The sequence below is a fragment of the Dyadobacter soli genome (assembly GCF_900101885.1).
Taxonomy (GTDB): domain Bacteria; phylum Bacteroidota; class Bacteroidia; order Cytophagales; family Spirosomataceae; genus Dyadobacter; species Dyadobacter soli.
The window spans coordinates 93,158-110,126 of sequence record NZ_FNAN01000021.1; the positions used below are offsets into that span (position 1 = coordinate 93,158).

A 16,969-nucleotide genomic window follows, 5' to 3' on the forward strand; every position below is an offset into this window, starting at 1 on the left:
TTTTAAAGTGTAAGGTTTAATCCCAATGACCACGTGCGCATTTGCGGGTATACATTATAGGCGCCCGAAGCTGCCTTGTAGTCGTACGGATTGAAGAAAGTGATCGGGTTTAGCCCCACACCGATGATTTTGGCAGAAGTGATCCCCAGCCTTTTAGCCACATTCTGGCCCAGCTGGTACGACACATTGAGGCTACGCATATTGAATGCAAATGCATTGCGGAACCAGAATGACGACACCATCGAGTAGGTTTCCTCCCAGTAAGGGTCCGGATATTTCGCATTCGAATTTTCGGGTGTGTAATGATCGGCCCAGAAGACGGGGCGGGAAACGTCTTTCGCCGCTTTCTTGCGCGCGTCGCCATCCACAATGCCCTGCCCGCCGAAAGAACCGGCCGTCACGACATCCACCTTGAAGCCTTTGAACCCGAAACCAAACGACAGACCGAATGTGTAATGATTGTTCTCCTTTCTGGTAAGGAACTCCTGGTCATCCTCGGTGATCTTGCCATCCGGCGCGGCGTAGGTACCGTCGGTCTGGCGCGGGCCGCGGATATCCTGGTAATAAAGCATTCCCGGCTTCGGCACGTAACCCATAATGGTGTAATCGGGGTTCTTTTCGAGATAGCGGTCCACCTCTTCCTGCGAGCGGAACATGCCCAGGTACCGGTAGCCCTGCAAGCCGCGGTCGCTCGAACGACCGGTCGGGTCGAGCCAGCTGCCGCGGTTGGTGGCGGCCACGTCCACGAAAACGTTCTTGTTATCGCTCCAAGCGAGGAATGCGCCGATGTTGTAATCGATGTTCTTGCCGATGCGGTCGCTCCAACCGGTCGCAAATTCAAGACCGAACGAGTTCACCGTTTCATAGTTCTCAGCCGGCATGACCGAACCGATCGTGAGCGGAACCGACGAAGCGAGCGTCGTCAGGAGATTGTAGCCATGGTCGTGGTACGCATCGATGGTCGTCGAAAGGCGGTTGTTCAGGAACGAAGCGTCGATACCGACGTTCTTTTTGGTCACATCGTCCCAACGGCCGTAGTAGTTAGGCAGTTTTTCGAGTTTGATACCCACCGTGCGGTCGCTGTTGCCGCCGAACACCGCGCCGTTCGAAGCCTGCGGGGTGTAGCGTTGCAGCCATTGCCAGGCGGCGGTACGGTCACCGCCCAGGAAGCCGATCGACGCACGCAGTTTCAGGTTATTGATAAAAGATAGTTTTTCACGGAAAAGGCGCTCTTCGGACAGCACCCACCCTGCCGAAAGCTGTGGGAATGTGCCCCAACGGTACTCAGGCGCGAATTTCGTGGAAGCATCGCGTCGGAATGAAACCTCGAACAGGTAGCGGTCGGCGAAAGAGTAGTTTAAACGGCCCACGTAAGAAAGGATACCGCTCTCGTTCGCCGCATTGGGACCAATGTCTTTGGCACCGAAAGCCGACATCAGGTAATCGTTACCCCCTTCAAAAATACCTTCCTTCATCGTAGCAATGCTTTCGGTATAAATCTCCGATTGCTCCACCAGCGCCAGCGCGCTCACTGAATGCCGCCCGAAATCGCGGGCATAGCTCAGATTGAAGTTCAGCTGGTAACCGTCGGTGTAGCCGGGGTTGAAACGCAGGCGGTCGCCGTTGTTAAGGCGCGTAGGTGCATTGGGCGTGCCGCCGAAAATGTGCTTGTTTTCGCCCAGCATCGAGAAACCATAGGTCTTATAATACGTACCGAACTGCTTGCCCCAGTCGTTGCCGAGGTTCCGGTTGTACACGGTACGGAGTTTCAGGCCCGGCAAAAACGGCATATTGTATTCCAGGTACGCATTCACGTTCAGCACCACGTTGCGGGCGCGGGTGTAGTTGTTCAGTTTTTGTGCCTCGAAGAAGTGGAAGCCGCTCGCATTCGAGCCGCCCGGAAGCAACACCGGCAGGCCATCCACGTAAGGTGGGATGAATTGCGGCGTGTTGAGCAGGTTGGTCACGTCTTTTTCTACGTTTTCACCGCCTTGTTTGAGGTAAAACAGCTTGTTATCGGACAGGTTACCGCTTACGCCGAGGCCTACCTTGATGTGCTTCGTCACGTTCACGTCCGTGCTCGCGCGGAAATTCCATTTCTTGTAGCTGATATTATCCACATTACCATTCTGGGTGAAATAGGTAGCGCCCGCGAAGAAAGTCGCACGTTCGGTACCGCCGCTGATATTCACCGCGTGGCGGGTGTTGAACGACGGCTTCCAGGCCATATCGAACCAGTTATAGTTGTTATTCCGGAAATAATCGAGCTCGTCGGGCGAGTAGTATTCCGGATCGTTCGGTGCGAGGCCGCGGCTACGGTTGAAATCGTTCAGATAGGTCGCCAGTTGCACGCCGTTCATCATTTTAGATTTATAGGCAGCATCCGAAACACCCGCGGTGGCTGTGTAGCTAACCGTCGGCTTGCCTGCTTTTCCACGTTTGGTACGCACTACTATTACCCCCAATGCCGCGCGGGCACCGTACACAGCCGCCGCGCCGTCTTTCAATACCGACAAGTTTTCGATCTCCGAAGCGTCCAGCAGCTGGAAATCAGCTTCGGAGCGGATCACGTCGTCGATAATGTAAAGCGGCGAGTTGCTGCCGCCATCTTTCGAAGCTTTCGTAGGGTTACGGATCACAATAGACGCAGGCGTACCCGGCCGTGCAGTACCGCCCGAAACATTGACACCCGGCAATTTGCCGACCAATGCGGAAGAAATATCGCCCACAGGCAGCTCTTCCACGTCCTTCATTCTGACCGTCGCCACGGCGCCGGTGAGGTGCGAGCGTTTTTGCTCACCATAACCTACCACCACCACATCTTCCAATGCTTTCACATCCGGTTCGAGCACCACCGTGAGCGAGCCGCGGTTGGCGACTTCGATCTCCTGTTTCACAAACCCGACATAGCTGATAATCACCTTCGCGCCGCTTTCCGGCACATTCAATGCAAATTTTCCCTCGACATCGGTAGCCGTTCCCGCATTAGTCCCCGAGATCAGGATCGAAACTCCTGGCATCGGTTCCTTCGAAACGCCATCGATCACAACACCTTTCAGTACGCGGTTCTGCGCCTGTGCAGCCAAAGCCGCCAGCAGCAGTGTGAAGATGAGTAGAAGTGGTTTTCTCATGTAATTGAGTCATTTAGAATATAACTATTTCAAGACATTCGCCGGTTTTCATTGATAAAGTCCAATTGAAACCACGATCAAGTCTATTTAAGCCCTGTATTTCAGCCAAACATTTTGCCAGATTTATTTCTGCACACGATACCGGGAACGTTTGCAGTGGGTAGTAGAACTTCGACTCAAAGGCAAGTTAGTGTAAAATCGACACATTTACGATTATTTACTTTTGGTTAAAAATTAAAAAACAATCGAAGTATATATTGCACTATTCAAATACACTAGCCAAACCATTGCTATCCAATCGCAATGGTTTGAAAAGAGCCGGAAGCCGTATTTGCTGTGCGGAAGCCTTATCAAGAATCGGTATAAATCCAAATTTCTATCCCCAGGGCACAAAAAGCACGCAAGCCATTGAATCCGTCCCGGAAGCTGTGTATGTTTGAATGTGCGCTACTTAGAAGGGATATGGTGAAGCAAAAAGTCTATCGAAAACACATACAACTTACTGATTTTCAGATCAAAAAACTATACGAACTCAGCGAGTTCGACGGGGTCGACCCGGCGGAGCATGCTATGCGCGCCATCGACGCCTATTTGAAAAGCAAAAAGACGGACGTGCCCGTGAAAAGCCAGGCCCAGATCCGTACGAAAGTAAAAGATCAAAGCAACGATCCGCAGATCGAAGGCGCCGTGTGGCTTTCGGGAACGGTGAACCAATACGAGTTTTCGGCGTTGATCCTCAAAACACCCGCCAAAACGGCGATGGAAAAAAGCCGCATTTCGAAACTGTCGATCTGGGACCCGGCGATACGGAAAGCGACAAACAACTTCATCGGCGCATGCATCGTCAATTACGACCGCGGCTGGGACATCCGCCCGAGCCGCCGCGCCGAAGTGTACTACCATCCCGTGAAGGCATTGCTCGACGAATTCATCGCCAGTCACCAGTAATGCCGCGCCGTACCACTAAATAAGAAGCTGATTTACAAATCACTATGTGGTGCAGCGACTCGCTAATTTCGCGGCATGAAAACAATCATACTCGCGAGCTGGTGCCTTCTGGGCCTTTATACTGCTATTCTTCTTGTCATGATGCTCTTTGCCAGTGCCGGCTCGTCCAGCGACCGCATGGCAAGCGGTTACCTGATGATGCTGTTTATTCCGCTGTTCATCCTGGCAGGTATTAACCTTCTACCGTTCAAGTTTACGCATATTTTGGTGCTGGTGGTGTGCGTCTTCCCCGTAGTCGGGGGCGTGCTGATGCTCATAGCGTCCCCGATCGTTAAAAGCGTGCGGGAGGGCATCTGGGATCGCCAGAACGTTGCCGAGGCCAATGGCTCCTACTATTTCAAAGACGACGCCCGTCGCAGACTGGCAGCCGACATCGCGGCGCTCGACATTGCGAAGCTGGACGCAGACATGAAACTGCCCGTACCCGATCTCAATAATACTGGGCGGGAAAATCTGACCTTGTTCGATTTTGCCGTTAAACAGAGCTTTGATGCCGATCCAGCGAAACTTATAGCATGTTTCGAGGTCCTTCTCAAAAACGGGGCAAAAATCGACAACGGCGACAAGGCACACACGCCCACGCACCTTCGGGTACTCAATTTTGATCCGAAACTATTGAAATGGTTCCTTGACAATGGCGCCGATCCCAACGCAAGGGAAGCCGATCACGGCATGCCTGTTCTTTACATGGCGGTAACCAACGGCTATACCTATAAGTCGGACGCTGCGGAGGAATTGCAGCGGGTACAAATGCTCCTCGAACATGGAGCAGATCCAAATGCCCACGTCCCACAATTCGACGAACGTACGATACCGACCTCTATCTTGCTGAGTGCAGCCCAGCGGGAGCTCTGGACGCTATGCAACCTGCTCCTCGACCGCGGTGCCGATACTGGCTTTAACACGCCCAGCGGATGGAATGTGACGAAGCTGGTAGGTTATAAAGTACAGGATTACACTTCACGACAAAATCCCCTTCCCGATGACCTGGCTGCGCTGGCCAAACGGCTTAATGTGCCCGTAGCGACAGATACGCTACAATAAATGCGATAATTGCCGCGATGGGGCCGAATACAAAGGCGCCCGTCATACTGGCTTCCATCGACTTGTCGTGCGAGTTGGAGGATAATTTTGTAATTAAATAGTAACCGCCCACAGCCGCTATCAGATAAGCCGCGACGGCAATAAGCAGGGAAAGAAAGAAAACTTTCATGAGGAGCAAGTTTAGGTTATCCGGAACCCGGCACCTAAATTTACTAATCCACCTGCTATCTGCATTGAAAATATGGTACAACCGGACGACTTTTTATTTGCCGATGTTGAAAAGGTAAACCAGATACCTATTGTCAAAACTGTGCTGGAAGTGATCTGTCGCTCAACGGGTATGGGCTTTGCGGCCGTGGCGCGGGTGACGGAAGAACGCTGGATCGCTTGCAGCGTGCAGGACGAAATCGGGTTCGGGCTCAAACCGGGTGGAGAACTGGAAATAGGCACTACAATCTGCAACGAGATCCGCGACAGCGGCCAGGCCGTGGTGATCGATCATGTGGATGAAAACGAAATTTACAGCGGGCATCCCACGCCCAGGATGTACGGTTTCAAAAGCTACATTTCGCTGCCCATTACATTAAAAAGCGGCGAGTTTTTCGGGACGCTCTGCGCCATCGACCCCAGGCCCAACCAGTTGCAGAACCCGCGCGTGATCGGCATGTTCCACCTTTTCGCCGAGCTGCTGGCTTTCCACCTCGACAGCCTTTCGCTCATGGAACGTACCCGCACGGCCATGCACGACCTGGCCGCGCAATTGCTCGTGTCGGATGATGAAAACAGGCAATACCGTCATATTTCGAGCCATAATTTGCAGGAACCGCTCCGTAAACTCCGCGTTTTCAGCGATATGCTTGTGAATGCGACCGATCGCTATGAGGCGGAAAAGGCCAGGGAACTTGCAGTGAAGATCCGCAGCAGCGCGCAGCAGTTTTCGATGATGATCAAGGATTTGTCCGACTTTTCGGGATTGAACGGCAACAACGCATTTGCCTCCGTGCAACTCGACCATGTAGTGGCCGACGTTACCACACAGCTCATGTCGCAGATCGAGCGGCGGAACATTATCGTGGAAACCGAGCGCCTGCCGACGGTCGTGGCCGTGCCCGAGCAGATGGAGCAGCTATTTTTCCAGTTGCTCGACAATGCGGTCAAATTTGCAGGCCATGAAAACCCGCCGCGTATCCGCATTTCCAGCCGAGAGCTGGCGCTGCACGAAATCGATGACCTGCTGCCGGAGCCGCTTCAAATGGCTTATGCGGAGATCAGGGTCGAGGACAATGGTATGGGAATAGAAGATTCGCAGCTCGAAAAAGTGTTCGACATTTTCGCCCGCCTTCCTACCGGCTCGTTCCGGCAGGGCGAAGGCGTAGGCCTTGCCTATTGCCGCAAAATCGTGCGGAACCATAAGGGCATCATCAAAGCCGAGGCCAACCCCGGCAAGGGCACGACATTTGTCATTACCTTGCCATTACCTTATTAAAACTGCTTCGTAAAATGAAAATAGCGACTTATAATGTCAATGGCGTAAATGGCCGGCTGCCTGTACTGCTGCGCTGGCTGGGCGAAACTGCGCCGGATATCGTTTGTTTGCAGGAATTGAAGGCTCCGCAGGAGAAATTTCCCGAGCAGGCCATTCTCGATGCGGGTTATAAAGCCATCTGGCATGGACAAAAAAGCTGGAACGGCGTGGCAATCCTCTCGCGCGGCGACCTTCCCCGTGAAATCCGCCGCATTCTCCCCGGCGACCCGGAAGACGCCCACAGCCGCTATATCGAAGCGGAAATCAATGGGCTGACGATCGGCGGCTTGTACCTCCCGAACGGTAATCCTGCACCCGGGCCTAAATTCGATTACAAACTCCGCTGGTTCGACCGCCTCATTACCCACGCGGAAGGGCTCCTTGCGGCTGATAAACCTGTGCTGCTCACCGGCGATTTCAATGTAATGCCCACTGAGATGGACGTTTACAAACCCGAAAGCTGGGTCGACGACGCACTTTTCCGCCCCGAAACCCGGGCCGCATTTGCCAAACTAACCGCCCAGGGCTGGACCGACGCGCTGCGTACATTGTATCCCGATGAGAAGATTTACACTTTCTGGGATTACTTCCGCAATGCATTCGCCCGCAATGCCGGCCTCCGTATCGACCATTTCCTGCTCAGCCCGCAACTCGCGCCCAGGCTCGTAGCGGCGGGTGTGGACAAGCAGGTGCGCGGGTGGGAGAAGACGAGCGATCACGCACCCGTATGGATTGAATTGAAAGACTAACTATATCTGCTTATGAAGACAATCATTTACGGATGCATGCTTATCGATGCCGCGGCGGCGCTTTTTCTCTTTTTCTCGCTTTTCAGCAGCGGGCAGGACTCGGCTGGAAAAGGGATGGTCTTTCTACCGATACTAGCGCTTATCGCATGCGTTGCAGGCGCCTACTTCCTGATCGGCGCGGGGCATACGGGCTGGGCGCTTACAGTGAGCGGCTTTCCCGTCATCATCATTGCCTACCTGGCATTCATTAGTTTTACCTAAAACACCAAACCCTGCATGACAACCCGAATCCTCCTGATTTTGCTGGCCGCGTGCCCCTATTTTGCGTTTTCACAGGAAAAGAAAGTCTTTAAGGTAAAGGCTGGCGAATATCCCGACAAGGTCATTCCCTATGCCGATCGTTACCGGTTCGCCCAGTTTACCCCGGGCAAAGTGGAGTTTATCGATGGCCGCACATCCCAGGCGCGCCTCAATTACAACTATATAGGCGGGCATATCCTTTTCGTAGATGCCAGGCTGGATACCCTGGAAATCATCGACCAGGCGCTCCTGAAAAACATCTCGATCGGCGACAAATCCTTCCGGTTCGATAAACGCCTCGGGTACTGCGAGATCATAAGCAAGTTTGACCGCGCGATTCTCGGCAGGCGCGAGGTACTGGCGAGGATCGGTACGGAAAAAGGTGGGCCCTACGGCATTTCCTACACGGCATCGTCCGTCACAACTTACCGTTCCTATTCGAGCGATCAGGCAGCGACGACCAAAAAACTCAATGTGAATGCGGAAGGTGTATTTACTTACCGCACAGCGCATTACCTGATCGATATGAACAACCGCTTTTACATGCCCACGGCCGGAAGCATCAAAAAGCTCTACCCCGCTGACAAAAAGCAGATCGATCAATACCTGAGAGAAAACCCCGTCGATTTCGGCAAAGAAGAGGATTTGATACGGCTGCTTTCCTATTGCGATAGTTTATCGAAATAGTATCCAACCGCAACGTTTTGAATGCGTTTTGTGTCTCAGCGTTTACAAAGTCTAAACTAACGCGTGTTATGAAAAAGCTCCTGCCCGTGATCGTCCTGTTTCTGGTATTCAGTTGCTGGCCACCAGGCCTCGATCCCGACAGGAAGGATGGGAAGTTTCTGAATGATGTCGTGAATCTGGAAGAGATCAATTCGGAGTATGACGACTACAATTCCGATCTTCCTCAAAACCGGTACGGTGATATTGAATTGGTGTTTTCGTCGAGACGGGAGCGAAAAGATGTGCTCAATCTAGTGCATATGCAGGTCCATATGGATTATGATAAGAGTCTCCGTCTGAAAAAAGGCAGAACACCGTCGGGCGGGATTAGATATCCGGACATTTACAGCAACGCCGTACCGATGATCAATAAGGTCAACGGAAATTTCAATGTGTATGGGCCAAAATTCCTGTCGCTGCGTGACGACTTTGTGAACTACGGCACCCAGGACGACCTGTTCCTTTTCTACGCCGACGATTCCTCCGGGAAAATGGATATCAAATATACTAAACGGGGCAGTTCGGCACCCGAGCCCGTTAAATACCTTAATTCCCCTGCGAACGATGCCTACCCTTCCTTTTCCCGGGCTGGCGACCGCCTCTATTTTTGCTCCGACCGCGACGGAAATTTTGATATTTACGAAGTAAAAATCCCGCGTGAGGAGAGAGATAGCATTACTATCGAAAGTCTCGTAGCACCACCCAGATACGAGCTGCGTAAAGTCGAGGAAGTTTCGGGGCCGTACAACGACAAATGCCCATACATTCAGCAAGATATGATGGTTTTCGTATCCGATCGCCCGGGCGGGCAGGGCGGCGAGGACATTTATTATTCCCAATACAACGACGGCAAATGGTCGACGCCGATCAATGCCGGGCCTCGGATCAACACTCCGCATAACGAGTACCGCCCTATTCTCCCCAGCTTGTCGAATTTCAACTACTGGCTGATGATCTTCTCTTCCGACCGCCCGGGTGGAAAAGGAGGTTACGACCTCTACATGACCGGTCTCAAAAATCACTAATAGAAGACATATTTTCGATCGTCCATTTTCAAAAAGCCGTCTGTGCTGCCGTTTTGGTAGCGGGGGCGGCTTTTTTCATAGTTATCCGGCTGTCTATCAGCATAGTTAAAATGTTGAAATTATTTCACAAATAAATACCACACCAGTGACGATTTCTTGTAGTAAAATTTCAATTTAACATTAGAAGTAATTTCTCGTATTATAATTTACGTATATTTCGCCATGAACCGGACGATATCAGTTGAAACCATCCGTAATTCTCCTGACCCCGCCAGCTAACACCTACAAACTGAGCTGATTTATAGAGACTTACTAAAAAGAACTACGTTATGAAAAACCTGGAAATTATCGGCATCGGCCCGATGGAGCGGCCGGATGTGACCCTGGCATTGGCGCTATCGGAAGCCGGAGCATTCCCAGTAATCCACCTCGGAAGAGATCAACAAACCGCTACGAAAGCCTTGGAGAAAATGGCTGCCAAAAGTAAAAAGCCTTTTGGTGTATGCTACTCCGACAACACTTCGCTGACTATCCCTTTACCTGAACAAGTTACCTTAGCAATCCTACCGTATGGCCTGACTTTTCCTAACCCGTTAACTTCCATTCAAATCATCTGCCAGGTTCGCAGCGTAGCCGAGGCCACAGCGGCCAAAGCGGCCGGTGCGATGGGCCTCATTGCCAAAGGCAACGAAGGCGCCGGGCTGGTAGGCAACGATTCGTCCTTCATCCTGTTTCAACGTATAATGAGGGAGGTTAGCGACATTCCGGTTTGGGTCCAAGGTGGAATCGGCGTTCATAATGCAGCGGCGGTGACCGCAATGGGCGGCCGCGGCGTGGTACTCGACAGCCAGTTACTGCCATTTCCCGAATGCTCGGCACCGGCTGCACTCAAAAACATTACCGAAAAACTGAACGGCAACGAAACCCGCGTCATCGACGGCTTCCGCGTGCTCGTGCGGCCCAACTCGCCCGCATTACCTGCGCAACCCACACGCGGGGACCTGCAAGCATTCCTGCACACGCCCGATCTCGACCAAGGCTACATTCCGATGGGACAGGAAATTGCCATCGCTACCGACCTTGTCAAACAATATAAGAAGCTTCCGCGGCTCGTTTTCGCCTTCAAGGAGGCCATGTACGGCCATTTGCGGCAAGCCAAAAACCTTAATCCGCTCGCTGCCCACAACACGCTTGCGCAGGCGCTCGGCACACACTACCCCATTGCACAAGGTCCTATGACGCGCGTCAGCGATGTGCCTGCATTTGCCGCAGCCGTGGCCGATGCAGGCGCATTGCCGTTTGTGGCATTATCGCTCCTGAAAGGCGAAAAGGCTCTTAACCTGATCCGCGAAACGCGCGCGCTCGCCGGCGACAAGCCGTGGGGCGTAGGTATTCTCGGCTTTGCCGATGCTGAGTTGCGCGAGGAACAACTCCGCTACATTACCGAGGAAAAACCACCCGTGGTACTCATCGCAGGCGGGCGACCGTCGCAGGCCAAACCGCTGGAAAAGCTGGGTATCAAGACATTCCTGCACGTACCATCGGCGCCATTGCTCGATATGTTCCTGAAAGAAGGGGCCAAAAGATTTATTTTCGAAGGCCGGGAATGCGGTGGCCATGTGGGGCCGCTTTCGAGTTTTGTGCTTTGGGAAAAACAGATCAACCGGCTTTTACAGGAAGAACAGACCGAACAACTGGAAGTGTTTTTCGCGGGAGGAATCCACGACGCGTTTTCCACGGCGATGATCTCCGTGATGACGGCTCCATTGGCCGCCCGGGGCGTGAAAGTCGGTGTTTTGATGGGTACGGCTTACCTGTACACGCAGGAGGCTGTTGCGACCGGCGCCATTTTGCCGCAATTCCAGGCACAGGCGTTGGAACATACCGAAACCGTGCTCCTCGAAACCGCTCCCGGCCACGAAACACGCTGCCTGGAATCGCCTTTCGCGGCAGATTTCAATGCGGAGAAAGCGAGAATGGAAGAGGCTGGTCTGGATAAAAAGGAGATTTGGGCAGAACTTGAAAAACTGAATGTCGGCCGCCTGCGCATTGCCGCCAAGGGAATCGAGCGGCAGGCTGATGACCTGGTGGAAATCGGGGAAGAAGAGCAAATGAGCCGCGGCATGTATATGATCGGCCAGGCAGCCTCTATGCTCGATAAGATCATGACGATGAACGAGTTGCACGAGGACGTCGCAACTGGAAATTACGCATATATCGGCCAGGCAAAACTGCCGAAAGCGCCGAGAAGAAAGAAAAAGGCATTAAATGTCGCGATCGTCGGGATGGCCTGCATTTACCCCGGCGCACGCAATATCGAAGAGTTCTGGGGCAATATCCTGGCTGGCAAGGACTGGGTGACAGAAGTACCCGACGCGCGCTGGAACAAGGCATTGTATTACGATCCTACCGTTTCCGACGGCAGCAAGTCGCATTCGAAATGGGGTGGTTTTATCCCAAAAATAGATTTTGACCCGGTTGAGTTCGGCATTCCGCCGCAATCGCTGGCGGCTATCGACCCTACCCAGCTGCTGAGCTTGCTCGTAGCGAAGCAGGCGCTCGAAAACGCAGGTTATGGCGCAGATACAAACCGCGATAACGTGTCGGTGATCATCGGTGCGGAAGGCGGTAACGATCTGGCCAACAACTACGGTTTCCGATCGCTTTTCACCCAATTTTTTGGAGAAATACCGAAGGAACTCGACAACGCATTGCCTAAACTGACCGAAGATTCGTTCCCCGGCGTGCTGGCGAACGTGATCTCAGGCCGCATTACCAACCGCCTGAACCTTGGCGGACGGAATTACACAGTCGACGCGGCTTGCGCCTCGTCGCTGGCGGCAATAGACCTCGCCTGCCAGGAACTGATATTGGGCCGCTCCGAAATGGTCCTCGCCGGCGGTGCGGACCTGCACAATGGTATCAACGATTACCTGATGTTTTCCAGCACTCATGCGCTCTCACGCAAAGGCCGCTGTGCTACGTTCGACTCCGAAGCAGATGGTATCGCATTGGGCGAGGGCGTCGCGATGGTGGTACTGAAACGCGAGGAGGACGCATTGCGCGATGGCGATACGATTTACGCGGTCATCAAAGGTGTAGGCGGTTCGAGCGATGGTAAGAGCCTGGGCCTCACCGCGCCCCGCAAATCGGGCCAGGTGAAAGCATTGGAACGCGCTTACGATCAGGCGGGTATCTCGCCGGCCGAGCTCGGACTCGTGGAAGCGCACGGAACGGGAACGGTGGTAGGCGACAAAACCGAGCTCAGCGCATTGACCGAGATGATGCTCGCCTCAGGCGCATTGGCCAGCCAGACGCATTTAGGCTCTGTAAAAACGCAGATCGGCCATACCAAATGCGCCGCCGGTCTCGCAGGCCTCATGAAGGCTGCGCTGGCGGTGTACCACGGTATCAAACCGCCGACCATTAATCTCAAAACACCCAACGCATACTATAATCCTGAAACCAGCCCGTTTGCATTCCAGACCAAACCAGCGCTTTGGACAGACGATCGTCGCGTGGCGGGTATCAGCGCATTCGGGTTCGGAGGGACTAATTTTCATGCGGTGATCGAGAATGCTTCTGCGAAAAAGCCGCGGAAGTCGGTGAAGGCATGGCCTGCCGAGCTGCTGGTTTTCCGTGGGGAGACGCTTGCGGAAACGGAGAAGCTTTTGAAGGCTGCGCACGATATTCTGGAAAATGAGTCGGTTTCGCTGCGGGATGTGGCGAATAGCTTGAATTTGTATAATGAAAAGGCGGTGCAGGTTTGTATCGTGGCGGAGAATCATGAGGATGCTCGTGCGAAGTTGAATGTGGCGCTGTCTCTTGCCAAGCTGAGCTTGGCTACATATTCGGGCACGAAGGAGACCTTCGCGCCATCCGGTTCGGAAACGAAAGGCATTTATTTTACAAAAAACATCGACGGCAAAGTCGCATTCATGTTCCCCGGGCAGGGCAGCCAGCGCGTGGATATGGCGCGGGATCTGTTCGTGGCGTTCCCTGCCATGCGGAAGTTGCTGAAAAAACATCCCGCATACCAGCAGATCATCTTCCCGGATGCCGCGTTCGATGAGCAATCGGCCCGCATTCAGAAGGAGAAAATCAAGGATACCCGGCTTGCTCAACCCCTGCTGGGCGTGGTCGACCTGGCGATCGCGGAACTGCTCAAAGATTTTGGCATACAACCGGATATGGTTGCCGGGCACAGCTATGGAGAACTGCCTGCATTATGTTTTGCAGGTGTGTTTGAAGGCAGCCAGTTGGTGCCGCTGAGTGAAAAACGCGCCAAATCCATTCTCGACGCCATCGAAGACGATAACGGCGCGATGGTGGCCGTCAACTGCCCGGAAGACGAGCTGACACGCATTGTTTCGGAAATCAACCACATTTACCCGGTCAACCACAACTCGCCACGCCAGTGGGTGCTCGCAGGCACGACGCCCGCGATCGCCGAACTGACCACGAAACTGACCGAACTGAAAATTTCCTTCCGCCAGCTGGAAGTGGCCTGTGCATTCCACAGCCCGCTGCTGGCAGGCTCGAAAGAACTGTATACCAATGCATTAAAGGATGTTCAGTTTAGTGAACCTGCATTGACCGTGTGGTCTAACACCACCGCGGCTCCCTACCCTGCTTCGCCGGAAGCGATCAAGGAACGCCTGGCCGACCACCTCGTGCGACCGGTACGTTTCTCGGAAGAAGTGGCTCAAATGTATGAGGATGGCGCCCGGATTTTCATTGAAGTAGGACCCGGAAAAGTACTTACAGGCCTTACCAAATCGATTTTGGGCAAGGATGAAATTTGCCTTAACACCGAAGACAAAGACCAGACGGGCGTAGCGATGCGCGGCATTACGCAGCTCCTGCACACGCTCGCCGGCTACGTAGCCACGGGCAGAAATATCGATTTTAACAAACTATTCGAAGACCGCGACGCCCGCTTGCTCGACCTCGACAAGCCGGAACAATACCGCAAAAGCCTCACTACCTGGCTTGTAGACGGCCAGATGGCGCTTCCACTGAACGGCAAGCTGCCTGAGCACGGCGCATTGCCGGTAACCGAGCCGTTGAAACTGGCCGCATTCCAGCAGCCCGCGGCAGGAATGCCGGTAGCAGGTACGGAGGCCGAAAGGGTCGTTCACGAGTATCTCAATAGTGTAAAATACCTCATCCAGGCACAGCGCGACGTGGTACTGGGCTATCTCGGCCAATCGGTGCCGCCGTCGAGAAATATCGAAATTTATGAACCTGCATTGGGTGGATTGGCTGCCAATGCGCCGTCACCTGTACCGATCGTGATCGAAACAGCTCCCACGCAGGCAGCACCCGCTCCCGCGAAACCGGTGATCGATGTGAAAGCGTTGGTGATGCAGGTGATCAGCGACAAAACGGGCTATCCGCAGGAAATGCTCGGCATGGATATGGACCTCGAAGCCGACCTGAGCATCGATTCCATCAAGCGCATGGAGATCATCGGAGAGTTGCGCAAGCAGCTGGGCGGTTTTGAGGCCGGCCAGCAAAGCGAAGAAACGGTAATCGAGCAACTGGCGGCAATCAAGACATTGAATTTGCTGATCAACTGGATTACCGAACATCAGCAGCAAGCTGCTCCTGCAACGGCCGAAACCATGCCGACAGGTGGTGTATCGTTGAGCAAACTCTCTGTCACGCAAGACGGTATCATCGAAGAATGGTCGGAAAGCCGCATTAAATCGGTGCTTTTGGAGGCTGTGAGTGCCAAAACGGGCTATCCGCAGGAAATGCTCGGCATGGATATGGACCTCGAAGCCGACCTGAGCATCGACTCCATCAAGCGCATGGAGATCATCGGAGAGCTCAAAAATAACATCGACGGACTGATCCGGATTTACCAGGAACGCGGGGAAGAACTGGTTGAAAAACTGGCGTCCATCAAGACGTTGAACGGGCTGATCGACTGGCTTTCGGAAGCATTATCGGGTGCGCAGGATTCCATTCAAAAAGCGGAAAGCCTGCATGTTACGCCTGCCACAAAGGCTGTTTTGAACGAAAAATTATCGCGCCTCCGCTTCGAGCTGACGCCGTCGGCAATCCCGGCGCTCAACCCGGCTGTCCTGAAAGGCAAACGCTTCGCGGTGACCGACGATGCCGGTGAAGTAGCAGCCGCTGTAAAAGCCCTTTTCGAGCGGAATGGCGCGATTGTGAGCATTATCTCGCCTAACGACTCCCTGCAAGGTTTCGACGGCCTCATTATCCTCAACATTTTCACATCTCGCCTGAAACCGACCATTATCGAGTCGTTCTCGCTGATTAAAAAGCTGGATTTCAGCAAAGTGAAATGGATTTACACCGTCTCGGATACGCAGAGCGCAATCGAAAAGGATACCGATGTGAAGCTGCTGCGCCACTTCCAGGGCTATGCCGGTCTTTTGAAAAGCCTTGATAAGGAATATGACGAAACGAAATGCCGCCTCGTGAGCTTTACCTCGCAGCTTCCGGCAGATAAAATTGCGGAGATCACATTCAATGAAATCCTGCATACCGATGAGCCCTGCGAGGTGATTTACGAAGGCGATAAGCGGCAGATCATGGAACTGATCCGTTCGGAAATTGTAACCGGTGCCGATCCGGACATTCATCTGGATAAAAAATCGGTAATACTCGCACTCGGCGGCGCACAAGGCATTACTGCTGAGCTCATTGTGCGGTTTTCAAAAGATTACCCCTGCAACTACGTGCTCGTGGGCCGCTCCGCCGATCCCCGCTCACGGGCGGACCAGTCGCTGGCCGGGTTGAAAAACAAAGAAGAAATCCGCAAACGCCTCATTGCATCGGGCGAGTTCAAATCCCCGGCTGAGATCGAGAAGAAAACGGAAGAAATACACAAAGCGAACCAGATACTGGGCACCATTTCGGCACTCGAAGCCAATGGCTCGACGGTAACTTACCATTCGCTGGATTTGCGCGACGAAAAAGCGTTGATCGCCATGGTGGAGGGTTTGTACAACCAATATGGCAGGATCGACGGCGTCGTCCACGGCGCTGGTTTGCTGGAAGACAAGCTGTTTCATCAGAAAACACCGGAATCGTTCGAGCGGGTGATGTCGACCAAAGTGACGCCGCTGCGCGTGCTGGCGGAGCATTTGCGGGACGACGTGCAGTTTGTAACCCTGTTTTCAAGCGTGGCATCGGTGTACGGCAGCCGCGGACAAACCGACTACGCAGCCGCCAACAGCGTGCTCGACAAATATGCCTGGGAGCTTCAAAAGAAAATCAAAGGCAAGGTAACGGCCATTAACTGGGGCCCCTGGAAGGGCACCGGCATGGTTTCGCCTTCGCTCGAACGGGAATACGAACGCCGCGGTATCCCGCTGATCCCGCTCGGCGACGGGATGGAAACATTTGTCAATGAACTGAAATACGGTACCGAAAGCCAGGTACTGATCATGGCCGAATAGGAGCGCGACGCATTGAACAACTTGT

General features: G+C 53.4%; 10 protein-coding genes. 8 read left to right on the forward strand and 2 right to left on the reverse strand.

Features of this window, described 5'->3' with window-relative positions; all coding sequences use genetic code 11:
• Positions 1–2: 2 nt before the first annotated feature.
• A complete protein-coding gene (locus tag BLQ88_RS29350) occupies positions 3–3,131 on the reverse strand; it encodes a SusC/RagA family TonB-linked outer membrane protein (protein ID WP_090156580.1) in 3,129 nt (1,042 codons plus the stop codon).
• Between the two features lie 462 nt (positions 3,132–3,593).
• Between BLQ88_RS29350 and BLQ88_RS29355 the strand changes: the two genes are divergently transcribed.
• A complete protein-coding gene (locus BLQ88_RS29355; protein WP_090156581.1) occupies positions 3,594–4,079 on the forward strand; it encodes a DUF7678 domain-containing protein in 486 nt (161 codons plus the stop codon).
• A 75-nt stretch (positions 4,080–4,154) separates the two neighbouring features.
• Positions 4,155–5,183, forward strand: a complete 1,029-nt coding sequence (locus BLQ88_RS29360; protein ID WP_090156582.1) for an ankyrin repeat domain-containing protein — start codon at positions 4,155–4,157, stop codon at positions 5,181–5,183.
• Here the strand turns inward: BLQ88_RS29360 and BLQ88_RS29365 are convergent.
• Complete coding sequence (locus BLQ88_RS29365) at positions 5,149–5,352, reverse strand: hypothetical protein (protein WP_090156583.1); 204 nt, start codon at positions 5,350–5,352, stop codon at positions 5,149–5,151. The two genes, BLQ88_RS29360 and BLQ88_RS29365, sit on opposite strands and share 35 nt — an antisense overlap.
• A gap of 72 nt (positions 5,353–5,424) precedes the next feature.
• Between BLQ88_RS29365 and BLQ88_RS29370 the strand changes: the two genes are divergently transcribed.
• The 6 genes from BLQ88_RS29370 (at position 5,425) to BLQ88_RS29395 (ending at position 16,944) form a co-directional block, all read left to right on the forward strand.
• Complete coding sequence (locus BLQ88_RS29370) at positions 5,425–6,669, forward strand: sensor histidine kinase (RefSeq protein WP_090156584.1); 1,245 nt, start codon at positions 5,425–5,427, stop codon at positions 6,667–6,669.
• 14 nt (positions 6,670–6,683) lie between these two features.
• Complete coding sequence (gene xth / locus BLQ88_RS29375) at positions 6,684–7,457, forward strand: exodeoxyribonuclease III (protein ID WP_090156585.1); 774 nt, start codon at positions 6,684–6,686, stop codon at positions 7,455–7,457.
• A gap of 12 nt (positions 7,458–7,469) precedes the next feature.
• A complete protein-coding gene (locus BLQ88_RS29380) occupies positions 7,470–7,718 on the forward strand; it encodes a hypothetical protein (RefSeq protein WP_090156586.1) in 249 nt (82 codons plus the stop codon).
• Positions 7,719–7,733: 15 nt separating this feature from the next.
• Positions 7,734–8,444 carry a hypothetical protein gene (locus tag BLQ88_RS29385; RefSeq protein WP_090156587.1) on the forward strand — a complete coding sequence of 237 codons (711 nt, stop codon included), beginning with the start codon at positions 7,734–7,736 and terminating at the stop codon, positions 8,442–8,444.
• A gap of 68 nt (positions 8,445–8,512) precedes the next feature.
• Positions 8,513–9,508: a TolB family protein gene (locus BLQ88_RS29390; RefSeq protein ID WP_229212921.1), complete on the forward strand. Its 996-nt coding sequence runs from the start codon at positions 8,513–8,515 to the stop codon at positions 9,506–9,508.
• A gap of 329 nt (positions 9,509–9,837) precedes the next feature.
• The gene (locus BLQ88_RS29395; protein WP_090156588.1) at positions 9,838–16,944 is read left to right on the forward strand and encodes a type I polyketide synthase; all 7,107 of its coding nucleotides are present in this window, start codon (positions 9,838–9,840) and stop codon (positions 16,942–16,944) included.
• Positions 16,945–16,969: the final 25 nt, after the last annotated feature.